Below are 17,277 nucleotides of genomic sequence, written 5' to 3'. Positions count from 1 at the left end.
ACCTATATGATAAAAAAGCGAACCACTGAGTGGTTCACTTTTCCTCTTATTATTTCTTCTTCACTGGTATCCAAAGCTCAACTTGAGCAAACTCACTTTTATCTGCATGGGAACGCTCATCGTATAGCTCAAATTCTGTAACTCCGCAATGTTCATATCCTGAGTGCGGGAACCATTCTGAGAATACTGCATTCCACGTTTGATGAATAGACGATACCATTTCTTCATGAGGAACTTTCGGCGTTGTAAATACTGCATATGTCGCAGCTGGGAATGTACGCTTTGCAACTGCATTTGGTACATTTTCAAAGTCTGTAACTTCCATTCCGATAATATAAGTGAAGTCCCCTGTTTCTAAATTAAAATCAGTACATAATCCAAGTTCTACCCATTGGCTCGTATCTTTACGATTCGGAATCGTCGTTCCAAGATCTTTTTGTAAATATTCTTGCCAAAATGCTGGAATCTCTTGATGGTTTTTTCCTTCTTTACTTGTCGTCTTCAACTCATAACCCGCCATTAAAAATTCTGGTTTATTTACAATACGATATTCCATTTGTATGCCCCCTAAATATGGATTTAATTTTCTTTGTTTTACATTCACTCTATAATACATTGGTGTTTCAATTTCTTGTTTTCGATATTCACTTGGTGTCATTTGAAATAATTTTTTAAAGGCTCTCGTGAACGTTTCGTGAGATTGAAAGCCATGCTCAAATGCGATATCAATAACTTTTTCATCCGTATGAGAAAGTTGATAAGCTGCCTGGGCTAACCTCCTCTTTCGAACATACTCCATTACTGTATCGCCTACTAACGCCTGGAATACACGATGAAAATGCGACTCAGAAAAACCTGCAACACGTGCTAAATTACGCAGCGTTTGTTTTTCCATTACATCTTCCTCAATATAATCAATGGACCTTTGAATTTGTGTTTCATAGCTTTCCATCTCTGTTCACCCGCCTTATATGTATTATGATAAAAGAGAATCCTATCCAATTCTTGACGTTTTTTACTATAATTCCATAAAAATTGTAACTTTTTTATATGTATTTCGTTGTTATGTATGAAGGGAGGGAAATGTAGTGAAACGCAAACAATCATTAGAAGAAATTTACTCAGAGCATATGCAAGATTTATTTCGCTATCTTCTCTCCCTAACCGGAGATTCCCACTATGCGGAAGATCACATGCAAGAAACGTTTTACCGAATGCTCGTCCATATTGATTATTATAAAGGAGAAGAAATTAGGCCGTGGTTATTTACAATTGCCTACAACGCCTTTATCGATTGGTACCGAAAAGAAAAGAAGTATAAAACAACGCAAATTGAAGAATTCCATTTACCAAACGTGCCAAGTACAGAACACTCTTATTTCGTAAAACATGAGATTGCTAGTTGGTTAGACAGTTTATCTTCTCTTCCGCTCCAAAGACGAAATATCCTGCTACTACGAGATTACTACGGATTCTCGTATAAGGAAATAGCAGAAATGACTGGTCTCTCGTTAGCAAAAGTAAAAATTGAATTACACCGAGGACGAAAAGAAACGAAAAGCATAAAGGAGTGATACAGATGGGGTGTGCAGAGTTTAAAAAACTGTGGGAAAAATACGAAAAAGGAACACTCACACGTGATGAACAAGAAGAATTAGAAAGCCATATAGAGACTTGTGAGGAATGTGAAGTATATTTGGATGAATTGCTTACGAAGAGTGAGCCGATCAAGAAAAGACTACCACCACAAAATCTTAATGTCCCATTTTGGAAAATAAAGTGGAAACAACGTTGGCAAACCGTTAGTTTTGTTCTTGCTGTTTGTATAGCAATCTATTTTGTCGGTCATTTTTCATCTTCTTTTTACTTCTATAATATGAAAAAGTTAGTCGAAGTAGATGAAATTCCAGCACTCGCACTAGAAGCAACAATGCCAAATAGTCGTTCCGCTGGAGGCAGCACAAAGATTAAACCCTTTTTCCGTACAGAAAATGAAATCGATTTATATAAAACGGTCGGCAAAAAAGAAATTCCAATCGGCACAGTAACAACGCGTAGTTTCTTGTCGTCTGTAACTGTCTCAAATCCATCCTGGGAAAACAGATCTTATTCAAACAAACTTTCCTTTGTTCATCCAAAAATCAAGCAAGGTGATTATTTGAAAGAACCATCTAAAAAAGTGTGGGATACACTTGCAAAAGTACATGAGGGAACTGTTGCAGAAGTAGCGATATCCTTTGACAGAGCTTATACTTTACAAGAAATAGAATCAATTCTATATAGCGTATTTGAAGCACAAGAAATGCCGCCAACCCCTGTATGGTACGCTTTAGACACAGGACAAGAAAGAATAAATGAAGAAGATTTTATCTTGCATGGCAGAGAGGTTATCGGATTTCGAGAGCATATAAATCTCCCTAATAATGAAGCAAAACGACCAAAGACAAAAGAAGATGAAGTAATAGAAATGATGCGTATTCTTTCTGAACATAAAGAAACTGTAAGTAAAACTACTCGAACTCATGAAAAAGAGCTGAACCTAGATAAGCGCTATCAGTATGTAAAAGATAACGGCGTAAAAGTATATGGCATTGTCATTACCGGTCCGTCGAAAGAGTTATTAAAACTACAAAACTCCCCGCACGTACGTTATGCGACTCTTGGAGATATTGAGATTTGGAATTGGTTTGATAATTAATAAAAAGAAGTAACGCATTAGAAATGATGCGCTACTTCTTTTTTAACTCGCAATCACTTTCACATACATCCCTCTCACCGCTTTTTCATAAGCGATATCACTCATCTGTCTTATATTTTCTGACACAACAGACGATTGAATAACCTCACCTGCACGAAGTAATAGAGGATCAATAAGACGTACTTTATTTTTCTGATGTAAATCATAATCATCTCTATCTTCTTCTACTTTTACATTCGGATGAACTTTGCTTAATACAGCACGTACTTCTGTATCTTTACATAGCTGCAATTTCACTATAAGCTCATCATCTTCGAGAAGAAAATCATCTGCATGAATAACCTTTTTATGCAAGGCTAATTTTAACGTTTTAGCTAGCATTTCATTTCCGTAAATATTCATTGGTTTCATAAAGAAATCAATTACTTCTTTGTAATACGTCTTCGTAAACCATTCTGCAATTTCAATATTTTGAAGAACCATTTTTCCATTAACTTCGACTAAATCATCTAAAAAATCTTGAGCCTCTTCTAAAGAAATATATCCATATGTATACATATCTCTCAATGTATAATCCACTCGGTCTGCACATAATTCTGGCGCAGATCTTTCAAGTAATGTCCACTTCGAATCATCTAACAAAATATCTTCATAGTTATAACCATATTTTGAAAGAATCGCCGGGATTTCCGAGTTTTTCACGACAGAACTAAATATTTCTTCATGATAACTTTCATTTTCGTTATCAAAAACATAATCAATCACATGAGAAAAAGCAGTATGCGATACGTCATGTAGTAAACCAGCAATTTGTTCTTCTACTGAACCACCAAGCTTTTTAATTAACAACATAGCACCAACTGAATGATCAAAGCGTGTTACATTCCACTTCTCATTTATTAAGTAGCTTGCGCCGTTTTGATGAATACCTTTTAGTCTTTGCACAGACTTACTTAAAATTAACTCTTCTAACACTGGATCCACTTCACATTCTCCGTATATTACATCTGTTATAACCACTTATAATCCCCCTTTATCTCAGACGATTCTTATAATCGTACCTCTTTTATGAAATTAGCACCAATAAAAATTATAAATTATAAATATATAGATATAACACATTTAGTGTTGTATATCATACATGGCTGTTATTTGTTTTAATTCATTTATTTTTATTGAGTGCTCCCTGTGTGAGCTTTTTTTATTGAAAAAATATGAGGACTTCCATTTCTATCAAGCTAAGATATTAAAGTATCCCAAAAAGAAAATTTTATCTCTTCATAGTTGTCCATGGGAATTCAGTTCGTTTTTTGTTTTGGGAAACAATGTATTTCTTAACTTGATGGCGATGTGGCGAGTCCCTATTGTAAGTTCACTTTCTTCCTCCGCTCCGATTATACCTCTTGCATTCTTTTATCTCAGGTTAGTCTCATACATTTCTCTCCAAATACCTTTTAAAAAGAAGCATGGATAAACTAATAAATATAAATTAGGAATCCACCAAGAAATATCGAAATCTAAACGGATTGTCCAAAATGCGAGAGCTTGTAATCCTGAACAAAAAGTTAAAATTAGTGATAAGAACGCAACATGGCTCCAAATATGCTTTTGTTTAGAATACAAATACAAACTTAAAAATCCCGTCAACGAGATTAATAAATCTAAAGGTAGAAAAGACCAATTCCATGCCACTAAAATAGGATTTTGATAATTTTTAAACAAATATTCTTGTGGAATCATATGAAAAATTGTTATGAACCAATATATAACAAACCCAATATCAGTAATCAGGAAAAAATATTTTAAACGGTTCAATGTACTCGTTCCTCCACCATTTCTTTGTTCTTCTCTTCATGTGTCGTACTATTAAAATTTAAAATCACGACTCCAATTAAAATAAAAAAAATTGCTAGCATCTTAATTACATTGATACTTTCTCCAAAATAAAAAAAGCCAATTATTGTAATTGTTACAATTCCCATGCCTGACCAAACCGCATACGCAACGGACATCTCCATCCCCTTCAATGCAAATGACAGAAATGAAAAACTTACTACATAAAATACAAAAATAAGAATACTTGGGACAAGTTTTGTTAATCCATCAGATAGTTTCATCGCAGTTGTACCCGCTACTTCAAATAAAATTGCTAAGCATAAATAAATCCACTGCATTATTCTCCCACCTTCTATTTTGAATTAGAAATTCCATACAGCAACATGTCCATAATGGATTCCAGCATACTCCCCAATGTATAATCACCCTTTTCAATAAACATAGGATCATATATGCGATTCAGTGCTCCTAAATATACTTCAATAAAAAATGGAACTTGAATTTCTCTAATACTCCCTTCTCTCATTCCCTCTTCTATTAAGCGAATTACAGTAGACCATCCTTCACGTAAAAACTGATCTAATTTCACCCATTGATTATAATGATGTTTTTTTAGTTCTACTAATAAACGTGCATCCATGAATTTGAATTGTTGTGGAATACAAATTAAGATGCTTCTTATTTTTTCAACTGTTTGTAACGTATCCTCTTCAGCGATATTTTTTTCCTTTTCTTGAATGCTTTCTATTACATTACGAATAACTTCATCTACGATCTCATTTTTTGAAGAGAAGTGCTCATAGATCGTCCTCTTACTCACAGCTAATTGTTTTGCTAAGTCATTAATTGTAAATGTAAACCCCTTCGTTTGAATTTGATGAATTGTTTCTGTTAATATTCTTTGTTTCATAATCCGCCCCCTAAACCCTTGGTACCAATTTAGTTTTTTTAGTACCATTTTATTTTACAATATTTAACACTATCTATACAACTAGTATTGCACAAACTCTTTTTTATCTAACGAATTAATATCACTTCTGTTAGTTCAGTCATTACATACAAGGTGTAGGTAATTATTATTGTCCATGAATTAATTAATACACCTCCACAACAAATAATTAAGATTTTATTCAAGTAAAGAGTACGATTGTGAAATAAAAAATAAAAGGGACTATACATATTAATCATGTATAATCCCTTTTATATACCCCTATTCAAACGTAACTTCCACCTGCACAATCTCAGATCTACTTCCCAGTCTAAGCGGTGGTCCCCAGAATCCAAATCCAGAAGAAACAATTGCGTGGAATGCACCTTTTTGTGCGTATCCCCAGTCTAGTTCGTACATTCTTCTCGTCACAATATGGTTCGGCGCCATTTGTCCGCGATGCGTGTGACCGGATAATAATAAATCAACGCCGGCGTCCGCTGCTTGTTTTAATTCAAATGGTTGGTGATCCATTGCGATAACAGGAAGCGATTTATCTACCGTACTCATTAGATTTTCAAAACTTTGACGATCACGCTCTGTTTTATCCCTTCTTCCGACGAGATAAAAATCATCTTCAATTGTAATGACTTCATCTAAAAGAATACGAATATCAATCTTATCCATCTCTTGTAAAAACTCAGGAACAGCTCGGCCGTAATATTCATGGTTTCCTAACACACCATATACGCCTAATGGAGCTTTCATCTGTTTCATGATTGGTCCCATATTTTTCTGAATGAACACACCTGGATGATCATCGATAATATCACCAGGCAGTAAAATAATATCGGGCTCCATTTCATTTACATGACGGACAAGTCTCTTCAAATGAGCAACACCAGACAATTTACCGAAATGCATATCAGAAGCCATCGCAATGCGTAAATTTTTACGCCCCTCTACCTTTTTCGGTATGTGCACTTCGTATTTTCTTACTACTGGACTATACGCATTAAATACTCCATACGCAAAGATAAAGATAAATGCAGCTATCACAGCCGCCCCTGTCCAAATAATTGCTGTTTCTTTCTCCACCCCAAATTGAAAAAGGAAAACTGTAATATCAGCCAGTGGCAACAACATAAGCGCATATTGTATGACCGCAAACCAAATCGAACCAATCGTTCGCAGAAATGGCAAAAACTTAAACACTTGCACGAGAATATACGCATATGAAATAAATCCAACTACGAAAGCGTAATATCCCCAAGATTCCCAGCCAAATACCGCATGAAGCCAAACCCATCCGTTCCAGCCTATGTAAAACATAAGTAGTGTGTATACAAGTAACATAGTAAATATATTGAAATAACGAAGATTCTTCACAGCCAGCCTCCTTATTGATTTCTTCTATTATAACTTGTTATGCACGTTAAACGTAAATATTAAGCACCTTGTTCATCACAGTAAAAACCTCTAATTGTTAGATTTGCATTTAACAATTAGAGGTCTAAATTAATAGGATCCTTTTGTTACATTCATTTTCTACTTATGAAACCTTACAAGATTGTCACCTTTACGTAAGGTTATTAGATAGTTTATTTACTATTGCAATGTAATAATAAAAATCAGATTCTGTTGCAATATTCCTCAGCTCTTTATGTCTTCGGAAACTTTGCAACAAAACCTGAAACATACACTTTGCTAGTAACAATGATGAAGGAGAATTGAAAATGAAAATAGCAAAGAGAAGTAGGAACATGCTTATAGTATTTATTGCTATTTTTGTGACCTTATATACTTATTTAGCTTTTACAAAAGAACCCGTTATAGAAGCTAACGCTGCTATATTAATGGATGCACAATCAGGAAAAGTTGTTTATGGTAAGAATGAAAATGTGCCCCTTGCTCCAGCAAGTATGTCAAAGATGATGACCGAGTATATTGTACTAGAAAAAATTCATAACGGTACATTAAAATGGAGCGATCCCGTCAGAATTGGTCCAAATGCTGTAAATAGTATTGGAGCTAAGATCAATATACGAGTTGGTAATCGTTTAACTGTTAGAGATTTATTTCATGCGATGGTAATATCATCAGCCAATAATGCTGCTGTTGCTTTAGCTGAGCATATTTCTAAAAGTGAAGAGAATTTTACAAAGCTTATGAATATGAAAGCAAAGCAATTAAATTTATCTAATGCGACTCATTTTGTTAATGCTACAGGACTACCAAATGCTCAAAATAAAGAGTCAAAAATGACTGTTTTAGATGTCGCAACGCTCGCGCAACATTTGTTAAAAACATATCCCGAAGTTTTAGATATAACCAAGCTAACAAACTATACATTATCGTATAATGGTTCAACTATAATAACTACAAATAAGATGCTCGATACATCTAATGATGAATTGTATTTTCAAGGAATTGATGGTTTGAAAACTGGATTTACAGATGAAGCAGGATACTGTTTTACAGGCACAGCAAAACAAGGTGAAAACAGGCTGATTTCTGTTGTTGCGGGAACTAACGAAGATACTAAGAGATTTATAGAAACAAAAAAATTATTTTCATATGGATTTAATAAAATTAGCTCGACTTTTTTGAATTGGCAGCATTAATCTTTAAATTATAATAAATAGCTAATACGAAATTATATAGAAACGTAAATTTTAAAATGGATTTGCTATAAGGAGTAAATAAAATGATTAGAAAATTAATAGGCCGCTTAGTAGGGGGAGCTGTTCTTCTCTTCCTATGCATATATATTTTTTTCCCTAGTATAACTGACATCGCTAAAGGCAAGGACGATATACAAAATAATGATGGATCTGTAACTATTGGATCCCCCAATAGTGTCGATGTAGTAGTTAACAAAAATAGGAAACTTCCAAGTAATTATAGACCTGACGATTTAGTTGTACCTAAAGTTACATTTGCATTTGATGGGATTCAAGAAAAAAGTCATTTACGAAGTGAAGCTGCTATCGCCTTGGAAAAATTATTTACCTTAGCGAAACAAGATGGAATCGTATTACATGCTATATCCGGATTTCGTTCTGAAGAATATCAACAAACTGTTTATAGACGAAATGTAGAGAAACAAGGTCAAGTCCAAGCTGATAAAGTTTCTGCAAGGCCAGGTCATAGCGAACATCAAACGGGGTTAACGATGGATGTATCTGCGAATAGTGTCAATAATACACTAGAAACGCAATTCGCGAATACTACTGAAGGAAAATGGCTGAAAAACAATGCTCATCGTGCTGGATTTATTATACGTTATTTAAAAGGAAAAGAGCACATTACAGGCTATTCATATGAACCATGGCATATTCGATACGTAGGTGACATTGCAACAGAAATATACGAGAAAGGTATCACTTTAGAAGAATATCACAATGAAAAATAACCCATTACCTTGTTACAAACACCTTAGGAGGTATATGGCGAAACAATTATATACTGCACCCTACATCTCTGTACCTATAGAATTGGCAGGTAATAAAAACAGTGCAGTGGAATGAACTCAAATAGTTTCCAAATGAATATAAAGCTGAGAAGTACTGATTAAACACAAGGCTAAGGGGCATACCTTTAGTCTTTTTATAATAAATTAAATACCCCTTCACTAGGATAAACCTGTATATAATCTTCCACATCGTTCACATAGGCAATCTTCACACCATCTAATAATTGCTGATTTTCTAATTCATCTAGAGTCGTTTGCAACGCTTTATCAACGTCAATTACGAAAGTAAATATGTTAATTGTCCCGCTACCAATATCTCCACCATCACAATGTCCATTTCCAGACCAGCCTAATGCTTCATCCATCATCTCTTGAACTTGGTGTCGCTTTTCCAGCGCCTCTTCCAACTGATTTTCTTTATAATCATATTGCAAAACAAATTCTATCAGTTCTTCCTCATCGAGTTCCTTATAACCATCCGCCAAGTGTTCATCTGCTAACTCTTTCATTTCTTTTTCAACACGTTGGAATGGATAAAGTTCTATTTCATACATTTCCCCTGTATCACCAACACAGCCACAATGCACTATTAAAGTTTTCTCATCTTCTTCCCATACTTCCCAGTACAACACTTTATCCTTTTCTTGCTTAATCAATTTAATCATATAAAAACCCCATTTTGAAAATTTTCATTACTCATAATAAGATCCAGCTAGTAATAGCGTCGCTATGAAATTCCATGATATATTTTTAGACATCTCTTCACCTTTATTTTGAAAGGCACCATCACAATCACTCAGCTATGCTTCCATTGATTCTAAGTAATCTTCTAACGTTATGTTCTCCCAATCTTCTCGATTTTCTTTGAAATCTTTTTGAAGATAAAACAAGAATTCTACTAGCTTTTCTTTTGAATCTACATCATTAGCTAACTCGTAAATGTCCATATCATTACTCCTTCTATATTTTTAAATACTCCATTCCTCAACTTTCAGCTAAAGAAAATTTCATAATAATAAATTCCTACAGTTTAACTTTCTTTCCACAGCACTACCTCAACATTATACTCATTCTTTAGAAAAGAAAATGCACTTCTCATAGACTCATCTACTACAATAAGACTAGAATGAATTAATCCCCTTTGCGGATCATCATATCCAATAAAATGTAGTATTTCTTTTGTATACAACATGAAATCTTCTAATTTTAATTGCACACCAAAGTCCCAGTTTTCATGTGCATACCATACAATAATCTTCTTAGACAATAAACTAGTTAATTCACGTTCAAATTCTTTTATTTCATCGATAATTTGTTCCGCATTTGATTCACTCATAACTTTGACAGGATTAGGTGTCTCATGAATTAAGAACTCTACTACTGAAGCTATTTTGTCTCCACTAACAACTTCGAAATTTTTTATGGACGGACATAACATCAAAAACTTTTCTCTAGCAGCTTTTCCCTCTACTTTTTCTCTTAACATTGCTATTCTCTTTAAGCGTTCGTTCACATTTATCACCTCACATATTACATGCATCAACATAATACAGCGTATCATCCGTCTGAAAATACATAACAGACCCACGGCTATAATAATTAACAAATTGAATTGGTTCTCCTCGTTCATTACAAGGGCTACTATCGTACACATGGTTATTATTTAAATCATAAACAACCAACTTTTTATCTTGAGTAATGAATACTACTTTATCTTGAGCAACCGCAAAACTTTCCGACCATATTTCCCTAATTACATTTATTTCATTCCACGACATATGAAATTTTTTATCTTTCATTTGAACTAAAGGAAATTCTGAATAATAATAGAGCCAGACGTCTCCATTTAACACATTAATTGCATAACAATCATCTATATAAGGTATATTATATTTTTCTACATATTGATCATAGCTATCAAAAATCAATTGGCCTGTAGAATCAAAAGCAACTATACCATTTACTCCAATTGGGCACTCTCCGAAAACCCCTTCATCACAATAACTAACCCAAATATCTTCATTCACATCAGCCTGGCAATCTTGAATCCCTTCTCCGGCATAAAACTTAACATATTCACTTCCATCCGGATTATAAATAACCGCATTCTCATCTTCATAATTAAATATAAATAACCATCTCTCTCCGATTCGCTGCATACACATCACAGATTCCACATCAATATCTACGTTTAAATTAATATGACTTATATTCCCATTATTTTTATCTAAATAAATAATACAAGGGCGATCCTGATTGTCTTGTACTAATAAAATTACATTTTGTTTATAGTCCACATTCATTTTTCTAAATTGATAGGCTTCAACAATAGACTTAAAACTTATTAATTCTTTACATACAATATCTTTCATATATATCAAAAACCTCTCATTTATTCTAAACATAAAACATAAAACATAAGCATCAAACTTCCTTAATATTAATAAGAAAGAAGAGCCTATATTCGCTCTTCCTTCATACACACATGTAACAAATGAATCTTTCTGACCACTAACTTTTCTGGTGATATATTAATAACCTCTAAAAGCAAACTGAATATACATGTAAGTACCAACACCATAAATAACAAAAGCAATTATAGTAATCCACCAATTTTCACTATTTTTTTGTACATACTTCGAGAATGCCCAAATAAGAAATAAAATAATTAATTGAATTGCAGTCACTTTTGAGACAGCGATTATAGTAGTTTCCGTAACAAATATTACCCATGTCCCGAACAACATACGGATACAAAAAATAAATGCCGCAATACGTGTTTCAATATATTGTTCCTTTATATTCATAAAGAATGTATCCTGAAACATAACAGTTAATATTAATACAACTTCTAAAGCCAAGATAGAAGCAAATTCTAAAATTTCTATAAGCATTTTTAGTCTCCCTTCATTAACGTCTTCCCACTGCATTCGAAATCTTCATAAATTTCGCTGTCGTTGAATTTTCAAATGCTTTTTCCCTTTGTTTTTTCGTCCTTTTTGAGTTATTCTTTTTCAAGCATTATACCCGACCATAAGGTTTGTTTTAGATTTTTAATGTGCGTTTCTATTTTCCCTAGAATAATTCACCAATCGTTTTGCATTCACACCATACTAATATGTAACATTGCCATGTATCTTAAACTACCATTAATTTGTTATCAACATTATACCGAATTGTTTATAAAATACATATAAAGCTACTACGCTACATAATTATAAAAAAGAGTTTGAACTGCTTCAAACTCTTTTCTTATATAAACGTATTTTCAATTAATTTTCTCTTTAACTCGTTATTCCACAAAATCACTCAATGTTTTTTAGTTGTTTTTCTAATGACCACTCAGTTGGTTTTTCGGCGTTGTTATGCCAAACCGCGCCTTTTTCCGACCATTTTTCTCTCTACGCAACAAACGTATAGCCTTGATCACAATCATCAAAACCACAGATTAAACATATATAATTCATATTAAATATCCTCACATGAAATAGCTGATTCAGTATTCAACTTTTTATATAGAACCCTCAAAGTTTACTTCCATTCATCCCCATTGAATTTAAAAGTATTTAAAAATGAAGTAAGCTGACTTTTAATACTAGGTATATATTCATAGGATTCATATATATAACAACTTAGCGTACTATCTCCTTCAAGCTCTTTAAATCTAACTGAAATTTTAAAAGATGCATCAATGTCCAAGTGACAAGTTAAAGATAACTCATTTGATTCTGATTTAAAATGTACTATTCCAGATCCCACTGTATATATTTTTTGGAGATCTTTGTAAAAGTGATATATATCATTATTGTCAAAATAAAATGATGTCGTTTTCACTTTAAAACCAGTACAGCCTAGTTCGCATTCTCCTTTGAAATAAGCTCCTCCAAAATAACTATCTCCTTCACTTGAAAATTCAGTTATAACAACCTTGATGAAATTATCATCCCGCTCTCCTATATGAAAACATTCCATTATTTACACCTCCTACATATATCAACTTAATAGCTTCGAAACTATCCTCTAGTATCTCCTTGCGCTAAAAAAACATTTAATTACCTCTTATTATTTTCATGTTGCATAAATATCGAAATTATTACTAGCAATCGTTAAAAGCGCACCATCATATTGAATAAATGCACACGCCGATGATGGAACCAATTCGATTTGTGGTACAAAACATTCTCCCATGAAACACTTCATCAATTTACTTTGATTTATTTTCTCTAGTTTAATACCAACACTATTTCCTAAACTGATAATAGCAAAAGTATTTTCTATACTTACACCATAAAAATACTTGATTATATATGATACTTCTGTCCTTGGTATAGAATCAAAAACAAAGAAAATGTTCCTTCTTCCCGAATCAAAAACTGTGTAGGAAATGTTTTTAGACCCTATTTCTTCTTTTTAATTTTTTTCCTCAGATTTATCTACATGTACAATAAACTGATGAATCCTCTCTTGAACAAGTAAACTTAAATTATCAACATTGCGATTATAATCATCAAATAAATCTATTTCATAAATATCAGTTACATTACTAACACGATATATATTTGCATCTTCAATACGTTGAACCTTTTCGAATGTAAACTCCATAATACACCTTCTTTTCTCTCAAAGTTATATTTATCCCTATTCCATCCTACTATTCTCATTTAATAATATTAAGTTTATCTATTCCTATTTGTTTTTATTAACTACAAAATGAAATACTACACGAAAAGGAGTAGGCAATCGCTCTCTGAATCAAAACAAACCCTGCCTTTTATTCCAGCTTCTTTGACTTGATTCCTTACGAATTTCATTGCATCATAATTTCCCTCTAAACCTAATACCTCCGCTAAATCTTCAAAAAGGATATAATCCTTTAAGCTAAAATCTAGTATAAACATACGCATTTTCCTGACCTGTAACATATAATTTAATTCATTAAATTATACTAATTCCGTTTATTCTCCCTCTTCTAAAACTCCATGTTGCTCCCAGCAAAATAGACTGTTCTCTTTAACAGCGTATATCTTTTGATCCTTTGAAAAAATATATTCAAATTGAATAAGATTTCCCTCACTATCTACTGTTAACAGAGTTGCTAATTTTTTATTTACAAGTGAATATGCATATATTTGATTGTTATCTACACCAAAGATGATATTATTTTTCACTTTCAAATATAGTGACGTGTGATTCAATGTTGTTTCATAAAGGATAACTTGTTCACATCGTTCTTTATTAATCTGTGTGAATGTATATGTTCCTTGCTCATTATAATAAGACATTAAAATATCACCTGTCTTTTGTATATTTATTGCTGTACAATCACAGACAGATTTCTTTATTGAATTATTGAATTCATTAGTAATTAAATTGCCATTCTTAGAGAAAATAGCTAATCCGCTCTTTTCAACTTTATTAATATCATATATATTTTCCCAATCTATCGAATCAAACTCTTCATCTGAAATAAACAATTCATCTACAGAAGTAAAGATCCCTTCTTCACTATACCCAACCAATAAACGTTCTTCTTCATCAACTTGAAAATATTTAATTCCAATTCCTAAGTAATATGAAGCAATGATGTTTCCTTTATTATCAAAAATTGTAGCTGTCGTATCTACCTTTTTCTCAACGAAACCTTTAACTAAAATCCAATTTTCTCCCAAAGGTTGAATGAAGTTAAAGTATTGATTATTTTCTATAGTATATTGTTTCAAATCGCCAGATTTCAAAGAGTGTATAATTTTATAATAATAAGTGTCTGTAACCTTTTTCTCCAATACTAAAATTATAATATCTTGTTTATTTCCCTTTGTAATACAGAGAATTTCTCCTTCTATATATGAAAAATTCATCCACTTATTGAATACTAGTTTTTTCATAACTAACAGACCTCCAATGAATCAATAATAATCTAATTCCTATCACTCCTGGAAACCTTCTTTTTATTTATACTTTTACAATCGATCCAAGCTGCTTCCCATCACTGCATGTTGCTGTTACAGACTTTATTTCTTTTCCACTCTCTACAACTTTAACACTTATACGGTTTCTAAAACTACCATATATGCAAGATTTACTTCTTCCATCTTGCAATGTCGCGTTTAAAACGTTAGTGCATTGGATCATAATCCAAAAAAAGAAGAGCCTACGTCAGCTCTTCTTTTTAGAACGTTTCTATTATGAATTTAAATATTCAACTGAACATCCTTTTTTCATAAATTCTCTTTTATATAATTTTTAGCTACTTCATTATTTGGGTCATCTTTTAATATTTCTTTTGCCCACTATAAATACAAAGTAAATTAACCCATCTTTTGAAATTTGTTCAGACGGTTCATAAATATCATAACCTTTTACATGTAGTACATCTGCCATTTTCTCTGCGATGTCTATAGTATCTAATAAAAAATAATGTTCTAGGTAATGTACTTTCGTTAAAGTAGAACCTGCCTGTTTCAAAGCCGCTAACGTTTCTATATCCTGATTTTCTCGTTCCTGTCTTTCATGAACTGTTTCTAACATTATAAATCTCCCTTAAATTCCTTTATAGGGTGGATACATATTACTACTATCCTCAATGTTAATTATTACTCTACTTATTCTTCCTCTTCTATTTCTTTTTCCGTCGTCCTACCAATGGTTGTTCCATCTAGTGACAACATTTCATATACATTTTCTATTCTTCCTCTTCAAATAGCCCATAAGAATAGTAAGTGGTGAGTAGTTCACTGACGAGAAGCTTCATAATCAAACATACTACATGATAGTATTAGCAAAAATACTACACCACTATATTGTATTATAAGAGGAATACTATTTAAAACAGACGCTAATATGTCTGTAAATGTAATAATAAAAAGTAGTGTAAGTATCGTTAACATAAGTGCGGCTGAAAATAAGAAACCTTGTTTGATACATTTAAAAATCCAGCCGATTCCAATACATATTAAAATTATACGTACTGGATACTTTAAAAGTATCGAAAATAAATTATCTACACTATTAAAATTCATCATCATCATATTCATACGTTGCTACAACTCCTTTATTTTGATTTAACACCGCAGATAGTGAAATATTTTGATTAATAATTAAGAAGCTATTTCAATAATAAAAAAAGAGATTGAATTACTTCAAATTCTTTTACATATAAGCGTAATTTCAATTGATTCTCTATAAAATAATACTTTCAATACTACAGAACAAACTTAAGTGCTCTGCATTAAAGTTTGTATGATTAGACATTCTTTACATAGATAAAAATATAAAAAACTCTCTCCTATTTGAAAAGTTATTCCTCCTGTAAGTCCCCCTTCGTTCCCATAATCCTCTCCAGTCAACATAGCCACATAGTTCATACTTTTCGAGCAACAAGGACACGTTACCTCTATAGAATCGTCTATGTATAGAGGCGCTCCAAGTATTCTACAAATATAATCTCTTCCCATAGCATCTAAAGCTTCGTCATATTCATCTTCATCACAAGGGACATCATAATTTTCCATCGTTATTAATTTCATATCATATTTCGGCAAAGGAACTGGTATCTTATCAATTAATTCATACTTCCAATCAAACATCTCACTTTGAGTAATGGTATGTATAGAGCGTTCCATTATATTTATTTTAAAATTTTGTATATGTTCATATAAGGAACAATTTAAACAAGTGATTAATGGCAACTCTCTTAACCCTTCTGTCTTAAGTTCCTCTAATCTAGAATCATTCAAATCAAAGGTAAATATTTGATGCGCTTGTTCATTACATTGTGGACATATAGGAACTTTCCAAGTTTCTCCACCAAAATAATGACCATATCCCTCTTCTCCGCGAATAACTCTAAACCCTAATTTATTCATACATTTACCTCCACCTTATAAATTATATAATAAGTATACTTTACATTTAATCCTCCATTACTATCCGCCTTGTATAACAATAATTATAAGGGGATACATCACATCGAGTGCGTTCCAAAGTGCACGACATGTCAGACTTTTATTAACGAGGAATGGATTGAAATGGATAATAAAAGTTTGAAAGAAAATGTATTGGTATTTAAGTCATTTGGGGATGGATTAAATTTTCTAACTGGTGGAATTGACATTGAAGATGCTTATCGTGTGGGATTTGACTTTATTGAGGTTGATATTGTTTCTAAAATAACAGGTCTTCCATCTAAAACAAGTATTTTTATTGATAAAGAGCATGTAGACTTTGTGTTTGTTGCAGAAACATATGATAAAAATATCCAAAATTAAAATAGTTTAATAGCAACAATGCTTACGAAAACAACCTTAAAAAAACACATTATATACGTGTCTACTAACGACA

19 protein-coding genes and 3 pseudogenes are annotated in these 17,277 nt (G+C 32.5%); 5 read left to right on the top strand and 17 right to left on the bottom strand.

Annotated features, from left to right (window positions below; all coding sequences use genetic code 11):
* Nucleotides 1-49 precede the first annotated feature (49 nt).
* Nucleotides 50-952 (bottom strand): AraC family transcriptional regulator, encoded by a 903-nt coding sequence (locus LUS72_RS05635; RefSeq protein ID WP_264448693.1) that lies wholly within the window; start codon nucleotides 950-952, stop codon nucleotides 50-52.
* A gap of 136 nt (nucleotides 953-1,088) precedes the next feature.
* On the opposite strand from LUS72_RS05635, the gene LUS72_RS05630 reads away from it, so the two are divergent.
* Both LUS72_RS05630 and LUS72_RS05625 read left to right on the top strand, forming a co-directional pair.
* On the top strand, nucleotides 1,089-1,574 hold the full coding sequence (locus LUS72_RS05630) for an RNA polymerase sigma factor (protein ID WP_264448692.1): 486 nt from the start codon (nucleotides 1,089-1,091) through the stop codon (nucleotides 1,572-1,574).
* Nucleotides 1,575-1,579: 5 nt separating this feature from the next.
* Nucleotides 1,580-2,698, top strand: coding sequence for an anti-sigma factor (locus LUS72_RS05625; RefSeq protein ID WP_097829976.1), 1,119 nt, complete (start codon nucleotides 1,580-1,582; stop codon nucleotides 2,696-2,698).
* A 42-nt stretch (nucleotides 2,699-2,740) separates the two neighbouring features.
* Here LUS72_RS05625 and LUS72_RS05620 read toward each other — a convergent pair whose 3' ends face one another.
* The 5 genes from LUS72_RS05620 to LUS72_RS05600 all read right to left on the bottom strand — a co-directional run bounded on the left by LUS72_RS05620 (nucleotide 2,741) and on the right by LUS72_RS05600 (nucleotide 6,851).
* The gene (locus LUS72_RS05620) at nucleotides 2,741-3,718 is read right to left on the bottom strand and encodes an HD domain-containing protein (RefSeq protein ID WP_264448691.1); all 978 of its coding nucleotides are present in this window, start codon (nucleotides 3,716-3,718) and stop codon (nucleotides 2,741-2,743) included.
* Nucleotides 3,719-4,111: 393 nt separating this feature from the next.
* The gene (locus LUS72_RS05615) at nucleotides 4,112-4,513 is read right to left on the bottom strand and encodes a YvaD family protein (protein ID WP_264448690.1); all 402 of its coding nucleotides are present in this window, start codon (nucleotides 4,511-4,513) and stop codon (nucleotides 4,112-4,114) included.
* Nucleotides 4,510-4,872, bottom strand: a complete 363-nt coding sequence (locus tag LUS72_RS05610; RefSeq protein ID WP_264448689.1) for a DMT family transporter — start codon at nucleotides 4,870-4,872, stop codon at nucleotides 4,510-4,512. Before LUS72_RS05610 ends, LUS72_RS05615 begins: the two co-directional genes overlap by 4 nt.
* Nucleotides 4,873-4,886: 14 nt before the next feature.
* Nucleotides 4,887-5,444 (bottom strand): TetR/AcrR family transcriptional regulator, encoded by a 558-nt coding sequence (locus LUS72_RS05605; protein ID WP_264448688.1) that lies wholly within the window; start codon nucleotides 5,442-5,444, stop codon nucleotides 4,887-4,889.
* Nucleotides 5,445-5,744: 300 nt separating this feature from the next.
* Nucleotides 5,745-6,851, bottom strand: coding sequence for a metallophosphoesterase (locus LUS72_RS05600; protein ID WP_264448687.1), 1,107 nt, complete (start codon nucleotides 6,849-6,851; stop codon nucleotides 5,745-5,747).
* Between the two features lie 347 nt (nucleotides 6,852-7,198).
* Here LUS72_RS05600 and LUS72_RS05595 point away from each other — a divergent pair, with 347 nt between their 5' ends.
* Both LUS72_RS05595 and LUS72_RS05590 read left to right on the top strand, forming a co-directional pair.
* Entirely contained in the window at nucleotides 7,199-8,086 is an 888-nt protein-coding gene (locus LUS72_RS05595; RefSeq protein ID WP_264448686.1) for a D-alanyl-D-alanine carboxypeptidase family protein, read from the top strand.
* Between the two features lie 83 nt (nucleotides 8,087-8,169).
* Nucleotides 8,170-8,877, top strand: a complete 708-nt coding sequence (locus LUS72_RS05590) for a M15 family metallopeptidase (protein ID WP_264448685.1) — start codon at nucleotides 8,170-8,172, stop codon at nucleotides 8,875-8,877.
* A 194-nt stretch (nucleotides 8,878-9,071) separates the two neighbouring features.
* Here LUS72_RS05590 and LUS72_RS05585 read toward each other — a convergent pair whose 3' ends face one another.
* The 11 genes and pseudogenes from LUS72_RS05585 to LUS72_RS05535 all read right to left on the bottom strand — a co-directional run bounded on the left by LUS72_RS05585 (nucleotide 9,072) and on the right by LUS72_RS05535 (nucleotide 16,802).
* A complete protein-coding gene (locus tag LUS72_RS05585) occupies nucleotides 9,072-9,602 on the bottom strand; it encodes a hypothetical protein (RefSeq protein ID WP_264448684.1) in 531 nt (176 codons plus the stop codon).
* A gap of 27 nt (nucleotides 9,603-9,629) precedes the next feature.
* A pseudogene (locus LUS72_RS05580) lies at nucleotides 9,630-9,884 on the bottom strand (DUF7660 family protein).
* Between the two features lie 83 nt (nucleotides 9,885-9,967).
* Entirely contained in the window at nucleotides 9,968-10,450 is a 483-nt protein-coding gene (locus tag LUS72_RS05575; RefSeq protein WP_264448683.1) for a YxiF family protein, read from the bottom strand.
* Between the two features lie 10 nt (nucleotides 10,451-10,460).
* Nucleotides 10,461-11,309 carry a hypothetical protein gene (locus LUS72_RS05570; protein ID WP_264448682.1) on the bottom strand — a complete coding sequence of 283 codons (849 nt, stop codon included), beginning with the start codon at nucleotides 11,307-11,309 and terminating at the stop codon, nucleotides 10,461-10,463.
* A gap of 159 nt (nucleotides 11,310-11,468) precedes the next feature.
* The gene (locus LUS72_RS05565; protein WP_141533307.1) at nucleotides 11,469-11,831 is read right to left on the bottom strand and encodes a hypothetical protein; all 363 of its coding nucleotides are present in this window, start codon (nucleotides 11,829-11,831) and stop codon (nucleotides 11,469-11,471) included.
* Between the two features lie 637 nt (nucleotides 11,832-12,468).
* Nucleotides 12,469-12,909, bottom strand: coding sequence for a WapI family immunity protein (locus LUS72_RS05560; RefSeq protein ID WP_264448681.1), 441 nt, complete (start codon nucleotides 12,907-12,909; stop codon nucleotides 12,469-12,471).
* A gap of 96 nt (nucleotides 12,910-13,005) precedes the next feature.
* Nucleotides 13,006-13,539 (bottom strand): annotated as a pseudogene (locus tag LUS72_RS05555) (hypothetical protein).
* A gap of 353 nt (nucleotides 13,540-13,892) precedes the next feature.
* The gene (locus tag LUS72_RS05550; protein WP_264448680.1) at nucleotides 13,893-14,822 is read right to left on the bottom strand and encodes a hypothetical protein; all 930 of its coding nucleotides are present in this window, start codon (nucleotides 14,820-14,822) and stop codon (nucleotides 13,893-13,895) included.
* 67 nt (nucleotides 14,823-14,889) lie between these two features.
* Nucleotides 14,890-15,069, bottom strand: a complete 180-nt coding sequence (locus LUS72_RS05545) for a Wall associated protein (protein WP_264448679.1) — start codon at nucleotides 15,067-15,069, stop codon at nucleotides 14,890-14,892.
* A 132-nt stretch (nucleotides 15,070-15,201) separates the two neighbouring features.
* Nucleotides 15,202-15,465: a ribonuclease E inhibitor RraB gene (locus LUS72_RS05540; protein ID WP_264448678.1), complete on the bottom strand. Its 264-nt coding sequence runs from the start codon at nucleotides 15,463-15,465 to the stop codon at nucleotides 15,202-15,204.
* A 686-nt stretch (nucleotides 15,466-16,151) separates the two neighbouring features.
* Nucleotides 16,152-16,802: a hypothetical protein gene (locus tag LUS72_RS05535; RefSeq protein WP_097829963.1), complete on the bottom strand. Its 651-nt coding sequence runs from the start codon at nucleotides 16,800-16,802 to the stop codon at nucleotides 16,152-16,154.
* A gap of 78 nt (nucleotides 16,803-16,880) precedes the next feature.
* Between LUS72_RS05535 and LUS72_RS05530 the strand changes: the two are divergent.
* Nucleotides 16,881-17,204 (top strand): annotated as a pseudogene (locus LUS72_RS05530) (hypothetical protein); the annotation flags it as partial.
* Nucleotides 17,205-17,277: the final 73 nt, after the last annotated feature.

Origin of the sequence: Bacillus cereus, from assembly GCF_025917685.1 — a bacterium.
Taxonomy (GTDB): Bacteria; Bacillota; Bacilli; order Bacillales; family Bacillaceae_G; genus Bacillus_A; species Bacillus_A cereus_AT.
The sequence above is the reverse complement of the archived record's forward strand: the minus strand, read 5'-3'. Positions and strand labels throughout refer to the sequence as shown.

Excerpts from the sequence above, each read along its gene's own strand:
- LUS72_RS05595 (WP_264448686.1), top strand. The coding sequence starts at position 7,199 with ATGAAAATAGCAAAGAGAAGTAGGAACATGCTTATAGTATTTATTGCT.
- LUS72_RS05625 (WP_097829976.1), top strand. The coding sequence starts at position 1,580 with ATGGGGTGTGCAGAGTTTAAAAAACTGTGGGAAAAATACGAAAAAGGA.
- LUS72_RS05635 (WP_264448693.1), bottom strand. The coding sequence starts at position 952 with ATGGAAAGCTATGAAACACAAATTCAAAGGTCCATTGATTATATTGAG.
- LUS72_RS05570 (WP_264448682.1), bottom strand. The coding sequence starts at position 11,309 with ATGAAAGATATTGTATGTAAAGAATTAATAAGTTTTAAGTCTATTGTT.
- LUS72_RS05605 (WP_264448688.1), bottom strand. The coding sequence starts at position 5,444 with ATGAAACAAAGAATATTAACAGAAACAATTCATCAAATTCAAACGAAG.
- LUS72_RS05565 (WP_141533307.1), bottom strand. The coding sequence starts at position 11,831 with ATGCTTATAGAAATTTTAGAATTTGCTTCTATCTTGGCTTTAGAAGTT.
- LUS72_RS05550 (WP_264448680.1), bottom strand. The coding sequence starts at position 14,822 with ATGAAAAAACTAGTATTCAATAAGTGGATGAATTTTTCATATATAGAA.
- LUS72_RS05585 (WP_264448684.1), bottom strand. The coding sequence starts at position 9,602 with ATGATTAAATTGATTAAGCAAGAAAAGGATAAAGTGTTGTACTGGGAA.
- LUS72_RS05560 (WP_264448681.1), bottom strand. The coding sequence starts at position 12,909 with ATGGAATGTTTTCATATAGGAGAGCGGGATGATAATTTCATCAAGGTT.
- LUS72_RS05590 (WP_264448685.1), top strand. The coding sequence starts at position 8,170 with ATGATTAGAAAATTAATAGGCCGCTTAGTAGGGGGAGCTGTTCTTCTC.
- LUS72_RS05610 (WP_264448689.1), bottom strand. The coding sequence starts at position 4,872 with ATGCAGTGGATTTATTTATGCTTAGCAATTTTATTTGAAGTAGCGGGT.
- LUS72_RS05540 (WP_264448678.1), bottom strand. The coding sequence starts at position 15,465 with ATGTTAGAAACAGTTCATGAAAGACAGGAACGAGAAAATCAGGATATA.
- LUS72_RS05535 (WP_097829963.1), bottom strand. The coding sequence starts at position 16,802 with ATGAATAAATTAGGGTTTAGAGTTATTCGCGGAGAAGAGGGATATGGT.
- LUS72_RS05545 (WP_264448679.1), bottom strand. The coding sequence starts at position 15,069 with ATGATCCAATGCACTAACGTTTTAAACGCGACATTGCAAGATGGAAGA.